The sequence below is a fragment of the Kitasatospora sp. NPDC048286 genome (genome assembly GCF_043201735.1).
Lineage (GTDB): Bacteria > Actinomycetota > Actinomycetes > Streptomycetales > Streptomycetaceae > Kitasatospora.
On sequence record NZ_JBICZE010000015.1, the window covers coordinates 98,956 to 114,533 of the forward strand.

At 73.6% G+C, this 15,578-nt stretch carries 17 protein-coding genes; 8 read left to right on the top strand and 9 right to left on the bottom strand.

All coding sequences use genetic code 11. From position 1 onward, the window contains the following. Positions 1-132: 132 nt before the first annotated feature. The gene (locus ACGF13_RS31305; protein ID WP_392881613.1) at positions 133-264 is read right to left on the bottom strand and encodes a hypothetical protein; all 132 of its coding nucleotides are present in this window, start codon (positions 262-264) and stop codon (positions 133-135) included. 360 nt (positions 265-624) lie between these two features. On the opposite strand from ACGF13_RS31305, the gene ACGF13_RS31310 reads away from it, so the two are divergent. Next, on the top strand, positions 625-1,311 hold the full coding sequence (locus tag ACGF13_RS31310) for a DUF4232 domain-containing protein (RefSeq protein WP_392881615.1): 687 nt from the start codon (positions 625-627) through the stop codon (positions 1,309-1,311). Positions 1,312-1,465: 154 nt separating this feature from the next. Here the strand turns inward: ACGF13_RS31310 and ACGF13_RS31315 are convergent, their stop codons facing one another. The 3 genes from ACGF13_RS31315 to ACGF13_RS31325 all read right to left on the bottom strand — a co-directional run bounded on the left by ACGF13_RS31315 (position 1,466) and on the right by ACGF13_RS31325 (position 3,631). Next, positions 1,466-2,149: a hypothetical protein gene (locus ACGF13_RS31315; RefSeq protein ID WP_392881617.1), complete on the bottom strand. Its 684-nt coding sequence runs from the start codon at positions 2,147-2,149 to the stop codon at positions 1,466-1,468. Positions 2,150-2,243: 94 nt separating this feature from the next. Beyond that, positions 2,244-3,119 carry a hypothetical protein gene (locus tag ACGF13_RS31320; protein WP_392881619.1) on the bottom strand — a complete coding sequence of 292 codons (876 nt, stop codon included), beginning with the start codon at positions 3,117-3,119 and terminating at the stop codon, positions 2,244-2,246. Then, entirely contained in the window at positions 3,116-3,631 is a 516-nt protein-coding gene (locus tag ACGF13_RS31325) for an RNA polymerase sigma factor (RefSeq protein WP_392881622.1), read from the bottom strand. Before ACGF13_RS31325 ends, ACGF13_RS31320 begins: the two co-directional genes overlap by 4 nt. A gap of 129 nt (positions 3,632-3,760) precedes the next feature. Between ACGF13_RS31325 and ACGF13_RS31330 the strand changes: the two genes are divergently transcribed. The 3 genes from ACGF13_RS31330 (at position 3,761) to ACGF13_RS31340 (ending at position 6,325) form a co-directional block, all read left to right on the top strand. Then, positions 3,761-4,672, top strand: a complete 912-nt coding sequence (locus ACGF13_RS31330) for a serine/threonine-protein kinase (RefSeq protein WP_392881624.1) — start codon at positions 3,761-3,763, stop codon at positions 4,670-4,672. Positions 4,673-4,718: 46 nt separating this feature from the next. After that, positions 4,719-5,606: an LLM class flavin-dependent oxidoreductase gene (locus ACGF13_RS31335; RefSeq protein ID WP_392881626.1), complete on the top strand. Its 888-nt coding sequence runs from the start codon at positions 4,719-4,721 to the stop codon at positions 5,604-5,606. 92 nt (positions 5,607-5,698) lie between these two features. Further along, the gene (locus ACGF13_RS31340) at positions 5,699-6,325 is read left to right on the top strand and encodes a hypothetical protein (protein ID WP_392881628.1); all 627 of its coding nucleotides are present in this window, start codon (positions 5,699-5,701) and stop codon (positions 6,323-6,325) included. A 27-nt stretch (positions 6,326-6,352) separates the two neighbouring features. On the opposite strand, the gene ACGF13_RS31345 is transcribed toward ACGF13_RS31340, so the two are convergent. The 4 genes from ACGF13_RS31345 to ACGF13_RS31360 are packed head-to-tail and all read right to left on the bottom strand — an operon-like array spanning position 6,353 to position 10,200. Next, positions 6,353-6,880, bottom strand: a complete 528-nt coding sequence (locus ACGF13_RS31345; protein WP_392881631.1) for a hypothetical protein — start codon at positions 6,878-6,880, stop codon at positions 6,353-6,355. Further along, positions 6,877-7,467 carry a hypothetical protein gene (locus ACGF13_RS31350; RefSeq protein ID WP_392881634.1) on the bottom strand — a complete coding sequence of 197 codons (591 nt, stop codon included), beginning with the start codon at positions 7,465-7,467 and terminating at the stop codon, positions 6,877-6,879. The genes ACGF13_RS31345 and ACGF13_RS31350 overlap by 4 nt, the downstream gene beginning before the upstream one ends. Further along, a complete protein-coding gene (locus ACGF13_RS31355) occupies positions 7,464-9,746 on the bottom strand; it encodes a hypothetical protein (RefSeq protein WP_392881636.1) in 2,283 nt (760 codons plus the stop codon). Before ACGF13_RS31355 ends, ACGF13_RS31350 begins: the two co-directional genes overlap by 4 nt. A 13-nt stretch (positions 9,747-9,759) precedes the next feature. After that, positions 9,760-10,200, bottom strand: a complete 441-nt coding sequence (locus ACGF13_RS31360; protein ID WP_392881638.1) for a hypothetical protein — start codon at positions 10,198-10,200, stop codon at positions 9,760-9,762. 177 nt (positions 10,201-10,377) lie between these two features. Between ACGF13_RS31360 and ACGF13_RS31365 the strand changes: the two genes are divergently transcribed. The 4 genes from ACGF13_RS31365 to ACGF13_RS31380 are packed head-to-tail and all read left to right on the top strand — an operon-like array spanning position 10,378 to position 13,982. After that, complete coding sequence (locus tag ACGF13_RS31365) at positions 10,378-11,409, top strand: ABC transporter ATP-binding protein (protein ID WP_392881641.1); 1,032 nt, start codon at positions 10,378-10,380, stop codon at positions 11,407-11,409. Beyond that, entirely contained in the window at positions 11,393-12,292 is a 900-nt protein-coding gene (locus ACGF13_RS31370) for an ABC transporter permease (RefSeq protein WP_392881644.1), read from the top strand. Before ACGF13_RS31365 ends, ACGF13_RS31370 begins: the two co-directional genes overlap by 17 nt. Before the next feature lie 9 nt (positions 12,293-12,301). Continuing rightward, complete coding sequence (locus ACGF13_RS31375; RefSeq protein WP_392881646.1) at positions 12,302-13,219, top strand: ABC transporter ATP-binding protein; 918 nt, start codon at positions 12,302-12,304, stop codon at positions 13,217-13,219. A gap of 46 nt (positions 13,220-13,265) precedes the next feature. Continuing rightward, positions 13,266-13,982 carry an ABC transporter permease gene (locus ACGF13_RS31380; RefSeq protein ID WP_392881648.1) on the top strand — a complete coding sequence of 239 codons (717 nt, stop codon included), beginning with the start codon at positions 13,266-13,268 and terminating at the stop codon, positions 13,980-13,982. A gap of 288 nt (positions 13,983-14,270) precedes the next feature. Here ACGF13_RS31380 and ACGF13_RS31385 read toward each other — a convergent pair whose 3' ends face one another. Continuing rightward, positions 14,271-15,527: a CynX/NimT family MFS transporter gene (locus ACGF13_RS31385; protein ID WP_392881650.1), complete on the bottom strand. Its 1,257-nt coding sequence runs from the start codon at positions 15,525-15,527 to the stop codon at positions 14,271-14,273. Positions 15,528-15,578: the final 51 nt, after the last annotated feature.

Here is a 15,578-nt window from a genome sequence, read left to right on the forward strand (position 1 = left end):
GGGGGGGGCCGCCGGGCCCCCCAATCCCCCCCCCCGCGCGCCGCCCCGGGGGGGGGGCCCGGGGGGGGGGGGCCCCCCCCGGGGGCGGGGGGGGGGGGGCCCCCCCCCCCCCCCCACCACCCGCGGCCGGACTCAGCTGTAGTCGGAGAAGGTGGCCTGGGTCATCGACAGGGCCTCGGTCCCGTACTCGGTGGCGTCGAGCTCCACCAGGTCCTGCACGATCGCGTCGACGCGGAGCAGCTCGGTGTTCGTGATCTCGCTCATGGCGTTCTCCCTCGGTCTCGGTTGGGTTCGCCGCAGTGTCGTCTGCCGGCACGAGGAACTCTGCCGAACCGCCGGACCGCCGCCCAGCCACGTCTTCGCGGGGACGCGGTCCGGGTCACGGACACGCGTGACCGCTCCCGCGTGGGGGCAGGGGCACGCGACCGGGCACCCGACCACGCCGATCCCCGTGTTCACCGGGTCTCCACCGCGCGCACGCTCCGCCGCCGCACCGCTGTGGCACGGCTGTGACAGCCGACGCATGGAGCTGTGGATCTCCGCCCGATACAACTGGTGAGGAAGGTTTACGAACACGAGCGACACGGATACGGCAGGGAAGCCCTGCCTCGGGGGGAAACACACATGCGCACCGCAGCACGCCTGATCGCCACCGCCGCCGTAGCCCTGACCGCCGGCCTCGCGCTGACCGCCTGCGACGGGCCCGGCGCCGGTTCGGAGGCGGCGGGCTCCGCGCCCTCGGCGGCGGGCCCGGTCGCGTCCGGAGCGACGGCCGCGGCGAGTTCGGGCGCCGGCGCGTCCTCAGGCGCGGCGAGTGCGACGACGGGCGGTGGTTCCGGCGGTTCCGGCACCGCCGCGGGCTCCAAGAGCTGCACCCCCGCCGACGTGAAGCTCAGCGTGGCCGGCCCCACGTCCCACGCCTCCGAGCAGCAGCCCGCCACGGCGATCATCCGCGCGGTCAACACCTCCGGGCGCAACTGCACCCTCAGCGGCTTCCCCGGCGTCCAACTCGCCGACGACCAGGGCAAGTCCTCCCCGATCGACGCCGTGCGTCACGACGGCGGCCCGAACACCCCGGTGACGCTGGCCCCGGGAGCCCAGGCCACCGCGGATCTGCTCTACAGCGACGTGAACGGCCAGGCCACCGCCTCCGGCCGTTACGTGTGCGCGGTGACCGGCTCCAAGGTCTCGATCATCCTGCCGAACACCACCCAGCAGGTGCAGGTGGCCGTGACCGGCGGCGTCGACAACGGCACCCTCAGCGTCTGCGGCGACCTCAACGTCGACCCCTTCGCGAGCAGCCGGGGCTGACCGGGGCGCCGAGCGCGCCCGCCCTCGGACACCACGGACCCGCTCGACCTCCGCCGTTCCGGCGGACCGGGGCCCGGGGGAGCCCGGGCAAGTGAGCCGCTTCGATGTCCGGGGCCCGCTCCGCCCGCCGGCGCGGGCGGAGCGGGGCCGCCGTTCAGGAGTTGAGGCGGTTCAGTGCCGCGGTGACGATGCCTTCGACGTAGGCCGGGGCGTCGGTGGGACGGCCGGTGAGCTCGACGATGGCGACCTTGGTGCCGCTGCGCAGGACGGCGGCCCCGCCGCTGACGGTGCCGTCGCCGTTGTAGGCCAGATACCAGTGGGCGGTGCCGCCGTTGGTGGTCAGGGTGTGGGCCGCGCCGTAGTACCAGTGGCCGGCGGGCTCGTCCTGGCACTCCTGGACGAGTGCGACGAGCTGCTGCTCCCAGGTGGCGGCCTCGGTCCCGGTGGGGGCGCTCGCGGCCGACTCGGCCAGTCGGCCGGGGGTGTCGAAGGTCCAGGCCACGGACGCGTACCCGGTGGCCGTGCCCTTGGTCAGGTCGCGCATCGTCTCCTCGCCGGAGCACGCGGACAGCCCCTCGCGTCCGGTCAGCGAAACGGTCGCGCCGACCGGGTTCAGGCCCTGCCGGAAGTCCTCGCTCTGGACGAGGTCGGCGGAGCCGAGTCCGGGCGCGGCGACCGCGACCGCGGTCGGGCGCGCGGCGTTGGGCGTGGCCCCGTCCGCGGTGGCCGACTGGGTGCCGACGACGCCGACCGTGATCAGCGCGGCGGCGAAGCAGGCCGCGGCGGCGACCCGGTTGCGGCGAACGGACTTCTGCTGGACGGTCTGGTTCTCGGTCATCTGGTCCCCCTGCTGGTCGGGACGCCTGCTGCGTCCTCGTACAACCGGGGAGATGCCGCCGGAGAAGGGAAAGTTGGAGTCCCGACCGGCTGTTTCACAGCTGTGACAGAGCGGTCCTGACGACGCGGTCCATCGCGGCCGTCCCCAGGCAGGCGTGGACCTCCAGCACCGCGTAGTGGGTGCCGCTGCGCAGCACGGCGATGCCGCCGCAGGGCTCCTTGCCCTCGGGCGCCGTACCGGTGGTGTTGAGGTCTCCCTGGTAGCTGCCCATCCAGCTCGCGGTGACGTCCGGGGCGAGCCGCACCGTCGTGGTCCTGCCGTAGACCCAGTGCCCTGGCGTCGCCTCCTGGCAGGGCACCTCCTCCAGCAGCAGGCGGTCGGCGGCGTTCTGCGCCAGGGAAGGGCTCCGGGCCTCGGCGGCGACCTCGCGGGCGACCTGGTCGGCGATGCCGGCGGCGGTCCACGTGGGGTCTTCCGGGACGGTGCGGGGGCTGGTCATCAGTCCGCGGAAGTGGGCACCGGGCCCGCCCAGGGTCTGCGTGAGGGTCTTCTCGCCGGAGCAGGCCGCGTTGGCGTAGGCACCGTCGCCGTACCGGTCGGTGACGTGGATCCGCCCGGGGTCGACGTCCGGGTCGAACGCCGCGGGTCCCAGAAGGTTCGCGGTCGTCATCGGCCCGGTCGCACCGGTCGCACCGGTCGCACCGGTCGGCGAGGCGGGGCCGGAGCCGGAGGCCGAGGACTCGGGCGTCGGGACGGACACGCCGGGCGTCGCGGGAGCGGACGCGTCCTGGGACGCCCCGCCGGCCGCGGTACCCGACCGCGCTGCCGGGTGCGAGGTGGCGCCGGGGGGCGGTGGCAGGACGAAGCGGCCGGTCGCCAGCCCGAGCGCGGCCGCGGCCACCAGGGCGGCGACGGCGGACCGGCGCCGGACGGCGACGCGGCCGCGGCCCGCCGCGGGACCGTCGTTCACAGGCCGGTGACCAGACGCTCGCGCATGAAGCGGCGGGCCTGGTGGATCCGGTCCTTGACCGTGCCCAACGGAACGTCCAGCTCCTCGGCCACCTGGACGTAGGTCAGGTCGCCCAGGTCGCGCAGCACGAAGGCCTCCACCAGGGTGGGGTGCCGCCGCTCCAGCGCGGCCAGCGCCTCCATCACGTCGAGCCGGGTCCCGGCGATGACGCTGGTGGTGCGCGGGTCGACGGACTCGGGGAGGTCGGCGTGGCTGTCCTCGGCGCGCCGGCGCATCGAGCGGTAGGTGGACCGGGCGGCGTTGGAGGCGATCACCGTCACCCAGCCCAGGAAGGAGCCGCGGCCGCCGTACTCGTGCAGGTGCGTGCTGATGGACAGCAGCGCGTCCTGCGCGGCCTCCTCCGCGTCGGCGTGGTGGGGCAGGAAGCGCGAGCAGCGGCGCAGCACCACCGGCCGCAGCTTGGCCAGCAGGTACTCCGTCGACCCCGGCTCCCCCGCCTGAGCAGCCGTCACGAGCCGTTCCAGCTCGCCTTCCTCGAACACCCGGATCCCCCCGTTCCGTCCCGCCCGGCATCCCGCCCGGCATCCCGTCCATCGAACGGGAGTTCCGCGCTCCCCCCGACTCCGGCAGAATGCTGCCACATGCGCAAGCTCGGCCGTTACCTCCTCCTGGAGCGGCTCGGAGCCGGCTCCTTCGCGACGGTCTGGAAGGCCTACGATCCGGAGCTCGACACCGAGGTCGCGGTGAAGGTGCTGGCCGAGAACTGGGCCGCCAACGCCGATGTGCGCGAGCGGTTCCTGGCGGAGGCGAGGCTGCTGCGCCGGATCGCCAGCCCGCGGGTGGTCCGGGTGCACGACGTCGGGGTGCAGGAGGACCGGCCCTACTTCGTCATGGACTACGTACGCGGCGGCACCCTGGCGGACCGGGTCGGGCAGTGCGACCCGCAGGAGGCGCTGCGGCTGGCCGCGGAGGCGGGCTACGCGGTCCAGGTCCTGCACGAGGCGGGCGTGGTGCACCGCGACGTCAAGCCGTCCAACCTGCTGCTCGCCGACGGCCCCGCGCCCGCCGCGGTGCTGGTGGCGGATCTGGGCAGCGCGAAGAACCTGGCCGACGCGTCCGGGCTGACGGTGACCACGGGCACGCCCGCGTACATGGCACCGGAACAGGCCTTCCAGACCGGCGGGTTCGACGGGAGGGCCGACGTGTACGCGTTGGCCGTCGTGGCCTACGAGCTGCTGACCGGGCAGAAGCCGTTCGGCCCGGGCGGACGCGCCACGGCCCTGATGACCGACCAGCCGACCGCCTCGACGCTGCCGGCGCTCCCGGCCGGAGCGGAGATCCCGCCGAACGTCTCCCTGTTGCTACGGACCGCGATGTCCGTCGAGCCGGCGGACCGACCGCCGACCGCCCAGGCCTTCGCGGACGCGCTACTGGCTCCGGTCCCGCAGTCCCGGCCCCTGGCAGGCCCCGGGTGGCTGACCCCGCGCGCGGTCTGTCTGGCATCGGGCGCGGTGTTCACGGCGACGACCCTGCTGAGCTGGCTGCGGCGTTGAATCCGCGTCGACGATGACGACGGTTCACTGCCGTAGGGTCGTCGCCATGCGACTGAGCACCGTGATCCTCCCCGTCCACCGGTGGAGCGAAGGGCAGAAGATCTGGCGGCGGGCCGAGGAGCTCGGCTTCCACGCCGCGTACACCTACGACCACCTGAGCTGGCGCTCCTTCCAGGACGAGCCGTGGTTCGGCTCGCTGCCGACGCTGACGGCGGCGGCCTGCGCCACCGAGCGGCTGCGCCTCGGCACCCTCGTCACCTCGCCGAACTTCCGGCACCCGGTGACGCTGGCGAAGGAGCTGATCACGCTGGACGACGTGTCCGGCGGGCGGTTCACGCTGGGGATCGGGGCCGGCGGGACGGGCTTCGACGCGACGGCGCTGGGGCAGGAGGCGTGGTCGCCGCGGGAGCGGGCGGAGCGGCTCGGGGAGTTCCTGCCGCTGCTGGACGAACTGCTGCGCAACGACGCCACCACCCGGGAGGGCGCGTACTACTCGGCGGTCGAGGCGCGGAACGTCCCCGGCTGCGTGCAGACCCCGCGGGTGCCGTTCTACGTGGCGGCGACCGGGCCGCGCGGGCTGAAGCTGGCGGCGGAGTACGGGCAGGGCTGGGTGACGTACGGCGACCCGAAGGGCCCGGCGGACGTGCCCGTCGCGGAGGCGCCCGGTGTGGTCGCGCGGCAGATCGAGAAGCTGACGGCGGCGTGCGAGGCCGTCGGACGGGACGCCGGGACGCTGGAGAAGGTGCTGCTCCAGGGCTCGACGGCGGAGAAGCCGCTGCAGTCGGTGGACGCCTTCGTCGACTGGGCGGGCACCTACCGGGAGCTGGGCGTCACCGAGCTGGTGATCCACTGGCCGATCCCCGACTCGATCTTCGAGAACGACCTCGCGGTCTTCGAGCGGATCGCCACCGAGGGGCTGGCCCAGCTGGGCTGAGCGCCGCCGTCGGGGACGGTGTCGGGCCGGGGCGCTAGTCTGTCCGCCGCACAGGACAACTGATCATGCGTCACAACGGGGGGTTCTTCGTCATGCCTTCTTCCAGCTCCGGGAAACTGCTCGCCACCGCCCTGGTCGCCGCCGCGGCGTTCGGACTGGCCGCCTGCGGCCCGGACAACTCGGACCAGGGCGCGGGAGGCGGGTCGACCGCGGTGACCACCGCTCCGACCGGCGCCGGCGCCGTCCCGGCCACCGCGGCCCCGACCGGCGCCGGCTCCGCCCCGGCGGCGAGCGGCAAGCCCGCCCCGACCGGCAAGCCCGCGCAGAGCGCGAAGCCCTCCGACGAGCCGGAGGGCTTCTGCACCCACGAGCCGCTGCCCGCCGGGCAGAAGTGGGTGTACCCGGTGAAGGGCACCAGCGCGACGACCCTGGTCTACAAGGAGACCAAGGACGCCTGCGGTGTGAACGACGTCGTCTTCGAGCCCGTGGGCGCGGACAAGAGCGCCCCGATCGCGCCCACCGCCAAGGGCCACCTGAGCTCGGTGCTGGCCCCGCCGAAGGACGTCGCCGTGGCCGACCTGGTGAAGCACGTCAACGAGTGCCTCGCCGATCCGACCAACGTCAAGGGCTCCTACCCCTGCTCGGGCGTCGGCGACTACAAGGTGGCACTCGACGCCTCCGGCAAGGTCACCGAGCTGTGGGAGCGCGCCCACAGCTGACGCGCGCCAGGGGCGGTGCCGGGCGGCTCACATCACCTGGAGCCGTTCGGCACCGCCCGCGCAGCCGAGCTGCTTCCCGGCGGCGCGCTCGGCGAAGCCACCGGCGATCCTGCCCATCCGCGCCCGGCCCGGTCCGTCCGCGACGGCCTTGCCGTCCTTGCCGGTGAGCGTGACGACGGCCCGGTAGCCCGTGCGCTTGCCGTCCAGGGTGCATTCGAAGTCGACCGCCCCGGCGCTGTCGCCGCCGGGCAGCACGACGCCGAACGACGCTTCGGCGGTCAGCAGCCGTCCGTCCTCGCCGTTGACCGAGCACCGTACGGAGGCCGGGTTGGTCTCGTCCGCCGTCCGGTAGTCCGTCTGCACGTAGACCCGGGGAGCGCCGCCCAGCACCCTGGCGACGTCCGGGTCGTCGAGCAGGCCCCGGCACTCGCCGTGCGACAGGGCGACGGCCGGCGGCCGGTAGGACGTGTGGTCGAGGTGCAGGTGCCAGCCGAGCAGGCCGCCGCCGAGCAGCAGCGCGGCCCCGCCGGCGGTCAGGGCCCGGGGGTGCCTCATGAGCACTGTTCCTTCCTCGTCTCCTCCAGCGCGGCCCGGGCGAGCTGTTCGAGGTCGGCCCGGACGCCGTCGGCGGAGCCGCCGGGGGTGCGGACGGCCTCCCCGGCGACGATCTCCAGCTCGAAGTAGTCGTACCGATCGTGCTTCCCGGTCAGGCAGCCCGCGGCCGCGGCGGCGCCGCCCGGCCACGAGGCGCCGAGGCCGGCGACCTCGAAGGTGCGCGCGTCCGGCCGCTTGGCGGCCTCGGTGCCCAGGGCGAGCTCGCCCCGGCGGCCGACCGACGTCAGGGTGAGCACGGTGCGCCCGTCGATTCGGATGGCGCAGGTCCGCGGGTCGTCGCCGACGACGGACTTCGTCCGCTCCTCGGAGTCCTGGTCGCCGTCCGGCAGCAGCCGCCCGAGCGGGGTGTCGGGGCCGGTGGGCAGGTGGCAGAGCTGGGCCGACCGGCCGGCGGACTCGGCCGGGCGGTGGCCCTGCCAGTCCCGGTAGCCGACGAAGCCGGCGGCCGCCACCGCCACGACCAGCACGGCGGGCAGCAGCAGCGGATCGTGCAGGCGCCCGGCCCACCGGCCAGGGAGCCCGCTCACGCGTCGCCCTTCGCGTTGGTGCTGCTGTTGTTCGCCGTCCCGCGCGCCATGCCCTGGAGCGCGCTGTCCCGGGCGCTGTTGGCGAGCCGGTCGAGGTCCTGGCGGGAGATCCCGGTGCCGTCGCCGGCGTCCCGGACCGCCTGGTCGGCCCCCTTGGCCACCCGGCCCTCGGCGTCGGCGGTGTGGTCGCGGCTCTCCTGGCGGCCGTCCTCGGTGGTGTCGTGCTTGTTGGCCTCGATCACGCTGTCGGCGATCTCGTCGACCAGCGCGCCGGCGATCTCGCCGCCGAGCGGGATCTTTTCGGTCACGCTGCCGATGACGGCGTTGAAGGCGTCCTTGCCGTAGCCGACGTTCTTCTCCAGCGCGTCGTTGAACTCCTTGTCGGAGACGGCGTGCTGGTTCTGCACCTCGTCGATCCGGGCCTGGTTGAGGTAGCCGCTGACGACGCCGCCGGACTCCGCGTTGTGCTTGATGTCCGACTCCAGCCGGGCGAAGTCGGTCTGCCCGCTGTCCAGGTGGCCGCGGATGAGTGCGGTGGTGTACGCCTGGTTGGCGTTCGCCACCGCGCCGTAGGCGTCCGGGTCGCGCCCGAGGGCGTCGAGCAGGCCGGCCACGGACGAGGCGTTGAGGGTGGCCGGGGAGCCGTTGACCGGCAGGTCGTGCCCGTGGGAGAGCGAGTTCTGCACGTCCCCGATGTACTCGGCGGTCATGTGTCCGAGGCTGCCGCGCATCGCGGCGAGCTTGCCGTCGCCCTTGATGTCGTCCAGCGCGCCGTCGCCGCCGTGCCGGCCGAAGGTGTCCACGACCCGGTTCATCAGGTCGGCCTGCTCGGAGGTGTGCTTGGCCGGCGGGATCGGGCCCGGCTCGTCGTACGGGTGGCCGGTGGTGGCGGCCTCCAGGGCGCGGCCGAAGGCGGCCGGGCCGGCCTGCTTGCTCGCGTCCCACACCTTGGAGTCCCGCGAGGTGGTGTCGGGGATCCAGTCCTTGTCGTGGGAGTAGTAGGTGAAGTAGTCGGCGGGCTTGGGCTTGCCGCCCTGGTTGACCGTGCCGTCCTGGTTGTACGCGGTCGGCTGCTCGGTGAAGAACTTGGTGGACGCCTCCGGGCTGTGCGCGAGCGCCTCCAGGATGGCGGTGGTGGGGCGGAAGCCGGAGCCGGCCTCGTCGCCGCCGGTCAGGTTGAAGCCGTGGATCTTGGATCCGGGCATCGGGGCCGGCCAGTACCGGTCCTGGGTGTCGAGCTGGGTGACGTGCTCGGCGATCGGGTTGATGAAGTGGGCGTCGTAGTTCCCGTTCATCAGGATGCCGGAGAGCACCTGGTAGCCGTACGGCACGTAGTCCAGGCCGGAGGCCCGGTACGGCTTGTCCCAGACCGGCTGGGAGCCGGCCTTGCGCAGGGCGGCGGCCCACTCGTCGGACAGGTGCGGCTCGTTGGTGGTGCGGGTGGCGGTGGCCAGGCTGAGCCCGAGGTTCTTCTGGAGCTGCTCGTAGGCCTTCCAGCGCGGGTCCTTGGCGTCCCAGGGGTGCGCCGGGTCGCCGACCATGCCGTTCCAGGACTTGATCAGGCCGTCCGGGCCGAGGTCCTGGTAGAACTTGGTGGCGAACTTCGGGTCGCTGCCGTGCGAGGCCAACAGCGAGTTCAGCTCGGTGAGTTCGGGCTCGGTGATGTCCCCGCCGCGGGCGGCGAGCTGGGCGGCGCGCTTGCCGTCCGCCTCGGGGCCGCCGCCGATGGCCTTGCCGTTGAAGGACTTCTGCTGGTCGGTCATGCTGTCGGCGCGCAGTGCGTAGGCGATCCGCTCGTCGGCGGCGGTGGCCTCGGCGACGGCGGCGTCGATCTCCTTGCGGGCGGCTTCGGCCTTGTCGCCCCACTCCCGCTGGTAGTCCCGCATGGCCTCGTAGTCGTGGCGGGTGGCGTTGTCGGCCGGGGGCCAGCTCACGGTGCCGTTGTCGGTGACGGTCAGGCCGGCCGTCCGGGCGGCCGCGACGGCCTTGTCCAGCTTGGCCTTGGCGGCCTTGAACTCGGTCGACGCCTCCGTGAAGATCGAGGCGAAGGCGTTCGCCTCGGTGACGGCGGCGGTCAGCTGCTCGTTGGTGCGCTGCAGGCCGGGGCGGGCCTGGTCGGCCGAAGGGCCGCTCCAGCAGGCCGAGTTGACCTTGGCTATCACCGTGCTGTCCCAGTCGCTGTCCAGCGAGTGGAGCTTCTGGGCGACGGTGGTCCAGGCGGTGGCGGCGGAGTCCAGCACGCCGAAGTCGGCGGTGCTGAGTTCGTGGAAGTCGACCATGACGGGACTCCTCTCAGCCGGTGAAGCCGGCCTGCGTGGCCGACTCGTTCTGGCGGTAGTTTCCGGCGGTGGCGCGCAGCGCCTGGGTGGTCTGTCCGATGGTGCCGCCGAGCGCGGCGACGCACTGGTCCCAGGTGCCGGCGGCGCCCGCCGCGGCCTTTCCGGTGCTCCAGTTGGCGAGTGAGGTGGAGACCTTGGCGGTGGCCTCGTCGGCGCCCCGGCCGTCGGTGTTGAGGCGGGCGTGGATCTGGTCGGAGTTGTTCCCGGCGGTGGTGAGCGCGTCGGGGTCGGCGCTGAAGCCTCCGCCTCCGCCGCCTCCTCCGCCCGCCGCCGCGGCCGAGTTGAGCTGGGTGCGGGCCGTCTCCTGGGCGCGGGCCTGGGCGGTCAGGTTCCCGTCGGCGTCGTAGGCCCAAGGGTTCATCATCCGGTCGAACGCGGTCGCCCGATCAGACATGTCGATCGCTTCCCCTCCGTGCCGGCACGCTGTTCCGGCACCCCCGTCGGCAAAGAACTCGGCAAGTACGTCAAGAGTTCGACAAAGGGTACAGGCGGTTCCGCCTGTGCCGAACCCCTAGGGGTGAGGGGGGCCGACGTCATACCGCAGCAGCAGACGGCCTCGTCATTCCAGCTCATGACCCGTACCGCACAAGACCGTTACGTTGTGTCCGTGTCCACAGCTGTCATCACGACGGACGGCCTCACCAAGAGGTTCCCCCGCGTCACCGCCCTCGACCAGCTCACCGTCGAGGTGCGGCCGGGGGTGGTCGGGCTGGTCGGGGCCAACGGCGCGGGCAAGTCCACTCTGATCAAGATCCTGCTCGGGCTCGCCCCGGCGACCTCCGGCCGGGGCGAGGTCCTCGGTCTGGACGTCGCCACCCGGGGCTCCGAGATCCGCGCCCAGGTCGGCTACATGCCCGAGCACGACTGCCTGCCACCGGACGTCTCCGCGACCGAGTTCGTGGTGCACATGGCCCGGATGGCCGGCCTGCCCGCCACCGCGGCCCGTGAGCGCACCGCGGACACCCTGCGGCACGTCGGCCTGTACGAGGAGCGGTACCGCCCGATGGGCGGCTACTCGACCGGCATGAAGCAGCGGGTCAAGCTCGCCCAGGCGCTGGTGCACGACCCGAAGCTGGTGCTGCTGGACGAGCCGACCAACGGCCTCGACCCGGCCGGCCGGGACGAGATGCTGGCGCTGATCCGCCGGGTGCACACCGACTTCGGCATCTCGGTGCTGGTCACCACGCACCTGCTGGGCGAGCTGGAGCGGACCTGCGACCACCTGGTCGTGATCGACGGCGGCAAGCTGCTGCGCTCCTCCTCCACCGCCTCCTTCACCGGGGCGACGGCCGTCCTCGCGGTCGAGGTCGGCGACTTCCCGCAGGACCACCGGCGGGAGCCGGGCCCGGAGGTCCGCGAGCGGCTCGCCGTGGCGGGCCTGTCCGTCCAGTCCGAGGGCTCGCACCAGCTGCTCGTCCGGCTGGCCGACGAGTCGACGTACGACACCATCCGCGACGCCGTCGCCGAACTGGGCCTCGGCCTGGTCCGGTTGGAGCAGCGCCGGCACCGGGTCGCCGAGCTCTTCACCGACTCCGGGGGCGCCGAGCGGAACGAGGACACCGAGCAGAGCAAGGGAGGAACGGACGATGTCGCTGCCTCCTGAGGCCAGGTCCACCGACACCGGCGTCATCCACGACATCGGCTACCGCGGCTACACCGGCCCCCGGCTCGGCCGCTCCTACGCCACCCGCGCGCTCTTCACCCAGAGCCTGCGCGCCGCGTACGGGCTCGGCCGCTCCGGCAAGTCCAAGGTGCTGCCGATGCTGGTGCTGGGCGTGATCACCGTGCCCGCGCTGATCATGGTGGCGCTGTCGGTCGTGATGAAGCGCGAAGAACTGCCGGTCGAGTACGCGGGCTACCTCTCCATGCTCAGCCTGGTGGTCTCGGTCTTCCTCGCCTCCCAGGCGCCGGTGCTGTTCTCCCGGGACCTGCGCTACCAGACCGTCCCGCTCTACTTCTCCCGCCCGATCACCCGCACCGACTACGTCCGGGCCAAGTTCGGCGCCATGGTCTGCGCCCAACTGCTGCTCATGGCGGCCCCGCTGCTGGTGCTGTACATCGGCGCGCTGCTCGGCGGGATGGACTTCGCGCACAACACCGGGCACTTCCTGTACGGCCTGGTCGCGGCCCTGCTGTACGCCCTGGTGCCGACCTCGGTGGCCGTGGTGATCGCGGCCGCGACCCCGCGCCGGGGCTTCGGGGTGGCCGCCATCATGGGCTACCTGGCGGTCAGCGCCGCGCTGGGCGCCGCCGTGGTCGGGATCAGCCACACCGGCACGACCGACTCCGACGCCGCGCAGTGGGTGTCCCTGATCTCGCCCACCGACCTGGTGGAGTCCCTGGTCAACGAGCTGTTCGGGCTCGGCGACGGACTCGACCGCCGGCACGCGCCGGGCGGCCTCGGTCTGGCGGTGTTCGCGCTCGTCGCGGCGGCCATGGTGGTCGGCTCGTACCGGCTGCTGCTGCGCCGCTATCGGAACGTCTGAGAGGGCGGCATGGCCACCATCAGCATCGACAAGGTCTCCCGCTGGTTCGGGAACGTGGTCGCGGTCAACGACATCACCATGGCCATCGGCCCCGGCATCACCGGCCTGCTCGGGCCCAACGGGGCGGGCAAGTCCACGCTCATCCACATGATGAGCGGCTTCCTGGCCCCCTCCAGCGGCTCCGTCACCCTGGACGGCGCGCCGATCTGGCGCAACCAGCAGGTGTACCGGCAGATCGGCCTGGTGCCCGAGCGGGAGTCGATGTACGACTACCTGACCGGCTGGGAGTTCGTCCTCGCCAACGCCGAACTGCACGGCCTGCCCCAGCCGGGCGCCGCCGCCCGCCGGGCACTGGACCTGGTGGAGATGGACTACGCCAAGGACCGCCGCACCGGCACCTACTCCAAGGGCATGAAGCAGCGGGTCAAGATGGCCTCCGCCCTGGTCCACGACCCGTCCGTGCTGCTGCTCGACGAGCCCTTCAACGGCATGGACCCGCGCCAGCGGCTCCAGCTGATGGACCTGCTGCGCCGCTTCGGCGCGGACGGCCGGACGGTGCTGTTCTCCTCCCACATCCTGGAGGAGGTCGAGCAGCTGGCCCGGCACATCGAGGTGGTGGTCGCCGGACGGCACGCCGCCTCGGGCGACTTCCGCAAGATCCGCCGGCTGATGACCGACCGCCCGCACCGCTACCTGGTCCGCTCCAGCGACGACCGCCGGCTCGCCGCCGCGCTGATCGCCGACGGCTCCACCACCGGCATCGAGGTGGACGAGCGGGAGCGGGCACTGCGGATCGAAGCGGTCAACTTCCAGGGCTTCACCACCCTGCTGCCCAGGGTCGCCCGGGAGGCCGGCATCCGGCTGTACACCGTCTCCCCGGCGGACGAATCGCTGGAGAGCGTCTTCTCGTACCTGGTCTCCGCGTGAGCGCCGCCGCCAGGACCGTTGTTGCCCAGGAAGGGGCCGACCGACCATGAACCCCACCGTCGCCAGGCTGACCCTGCGCGGGCTGCTGGGCCGTCGCCGCGGCCTGCTGCTGCTGGTGGTCCCCGCCCTGCTGCTGGTCGTCTCGGCCGTCGCGAGCGTCTCCAGCGCCGACCCGCACGACACGGCCGACAACATCATCGGCGCCCTCGGCCTCGGCACCCTGGTCCCGATCCTCGGGCTGGTGGTCGGCACCGGGGTGATCGCCAACGAGATCGACGACGGCTCGATCGTCTACCTGCTCGCCAAGCCGCTGCCCCGGTGGCGGATCGTCACCACCAAACTGGTCGTCGCGATCGGCGTCACCTGGCTGTTCTCGGTCGTCCCGACGCTGCTGGCCGGGCTGCTGCTGGTCGGCACCCAGGACGGCGTGGCGCTCGGCTACACCGTGGCGGTGCTGGTCGCCGGGGCCGTGTACAGCGCGGTGTTCCTGCTGCTCGGCGTCGTCACCCGGCACGCCGTGGTGGCCGGGCTGGCGTACGCCCTGATCTGGGAGTCGACGATCGGGAACTTCGTCGAGGGCGCCCGGACGCTGAGCATCCAGCAGTGGGGCCGCTCGGTGGCCGAGGCGGTCGCCGGACAGAACGCGATCAGCGCCGACGTCTCGCTCGGCGCGGCCGTACCGCTGCTGCTGGTGGTCACCGTCGCGGCGACGGTGTTCGCCTCGGTGAAGCTGGCCGGGATGACGCTCGCCGGCGAGGAGTGAGCGCCGTACCGGACCCGGTACAGCGCTGAGCCCCGAACGGCGGTGGGGGGGGCCCCCCCCCCGGGGGGGGGGGCCCCCCCCCGGGGGGGGGGGGGGGGCCGCCGCCGGGGGGGGCCCCCCCCCCCCCCCCGCCCCCCCGGGGGGGGGGGGGGGGGGGGGGGGGGGGGGGCGCCCGGGGGGGGGGGGGGGGCCCGCCCCCCCCCCCCCCCGCCCCGCCGCCCCCCCGCCGGGGGGGGGGCCCCCCCCCCCCCCCGGCCCCCCCCCCCCACCGCCGTTGTGCTCGGAGGTTCAGAGCGTCCGGTTGCGGCCCGCGCCCCAGCCGGCCGTGCCGACCACCACGACCAGCACCAGCATCAGCACCAGCGGGGTCTCCCAGCCGCCGGTCAGCTGGCGCAGCGCGCCCGCGCCGACCGGGCCGGCCGCCGCGACCAGGTACCCGATCGCCTGCGACATCCCGCTCAGCTGGGCGGCACCGGCCGCGGTGCGGGTGCGCAGCACGATGAACGCCAGGCCCAGGCCCAGCGAACCGCCCTGGGCCACACCCAGGATGGTCGCCGACACCCACGCCGCGGAGACCGGCGCGACCAGCAGCAGGGCGATGCCGGTCCCGTTCAGCGCGACCATGGCCACCGCCAGCGCGCGCTGGCTGGTCATCCGGCCGGCCATCAGCGGCACCAGGAAGGCACCCGCCACCTGCACCAGGTTGGAGAAGGCGAAGACCAGACCGGCCTGCCCGCGGTCCATGCCGTGCTCGGCCAGGATGGTCGGCATCCAGGCGACCAGGGTGTACACCAGCAGCGACGAGATGCCCATGAAGAGGCTGATCTGCCAGGCCAGCGGGGACTTCCAGATGCCCTCGATCGGCTTGGCGGCCGCGGCGGCCGCGGCCGGCGTCCCCCGCTGCTGCTCCTGCTGCCGTTCCTGGCGGGCGCGCAGCACCTGCGGCAGCCAGGCCACCGCCGCGATCAGCGCGAGCAGCGACCAGGCGCCGAGCGAGGCCCGCCAGCCGCCGCCGAGCGCGTGCTCCAGCGGGACGGAGGTGCCGGCCGCGAGCGTGGCGCCGATCAGCATGGTGGTCGAGTAGACGCCGGTCATGGCGGCCGCGCGGTCCGGGAACTCGCGCTTGACCAGACCGGGCATCGACACGTTCAGCACCGCGATGGCCACGCCGATGACCACGCAGCCCGCGTACAGGGCCGCCACCGAGGGCAGCACCCGCAGCAGCACGCCCGCGCCGAGCACCAGTACCGCGCCGAGCACCACCCGCTCGGCGCCGAAGCGGCGGGTCAGCCGGGGGGTGAGCGGGGCGCCGACGCCCTGGAAGAGCACCGGGACGGTGGTGATCAGCCCGCCCACGGTGGCGGACAGGCCGAAGGTCTGCCGGATCTCGCCGACCATCGGGGAGACCGCCGCCAGGCAGGCGCGCATGTTCAGCGCGACCAGCACGATGCCGGTCAGCAGCAGGAGCGGATGGGCCAGCCGGGCGCGGACGGGGACCGGGGCGGGAGCGGTGACAACCGGCTGCTGGGCACGGGTGACGGCCATGGATGTGCTGTTCTTTCGTGGATGTGCGTGGAAGCGGACGGTGGAAGGGGA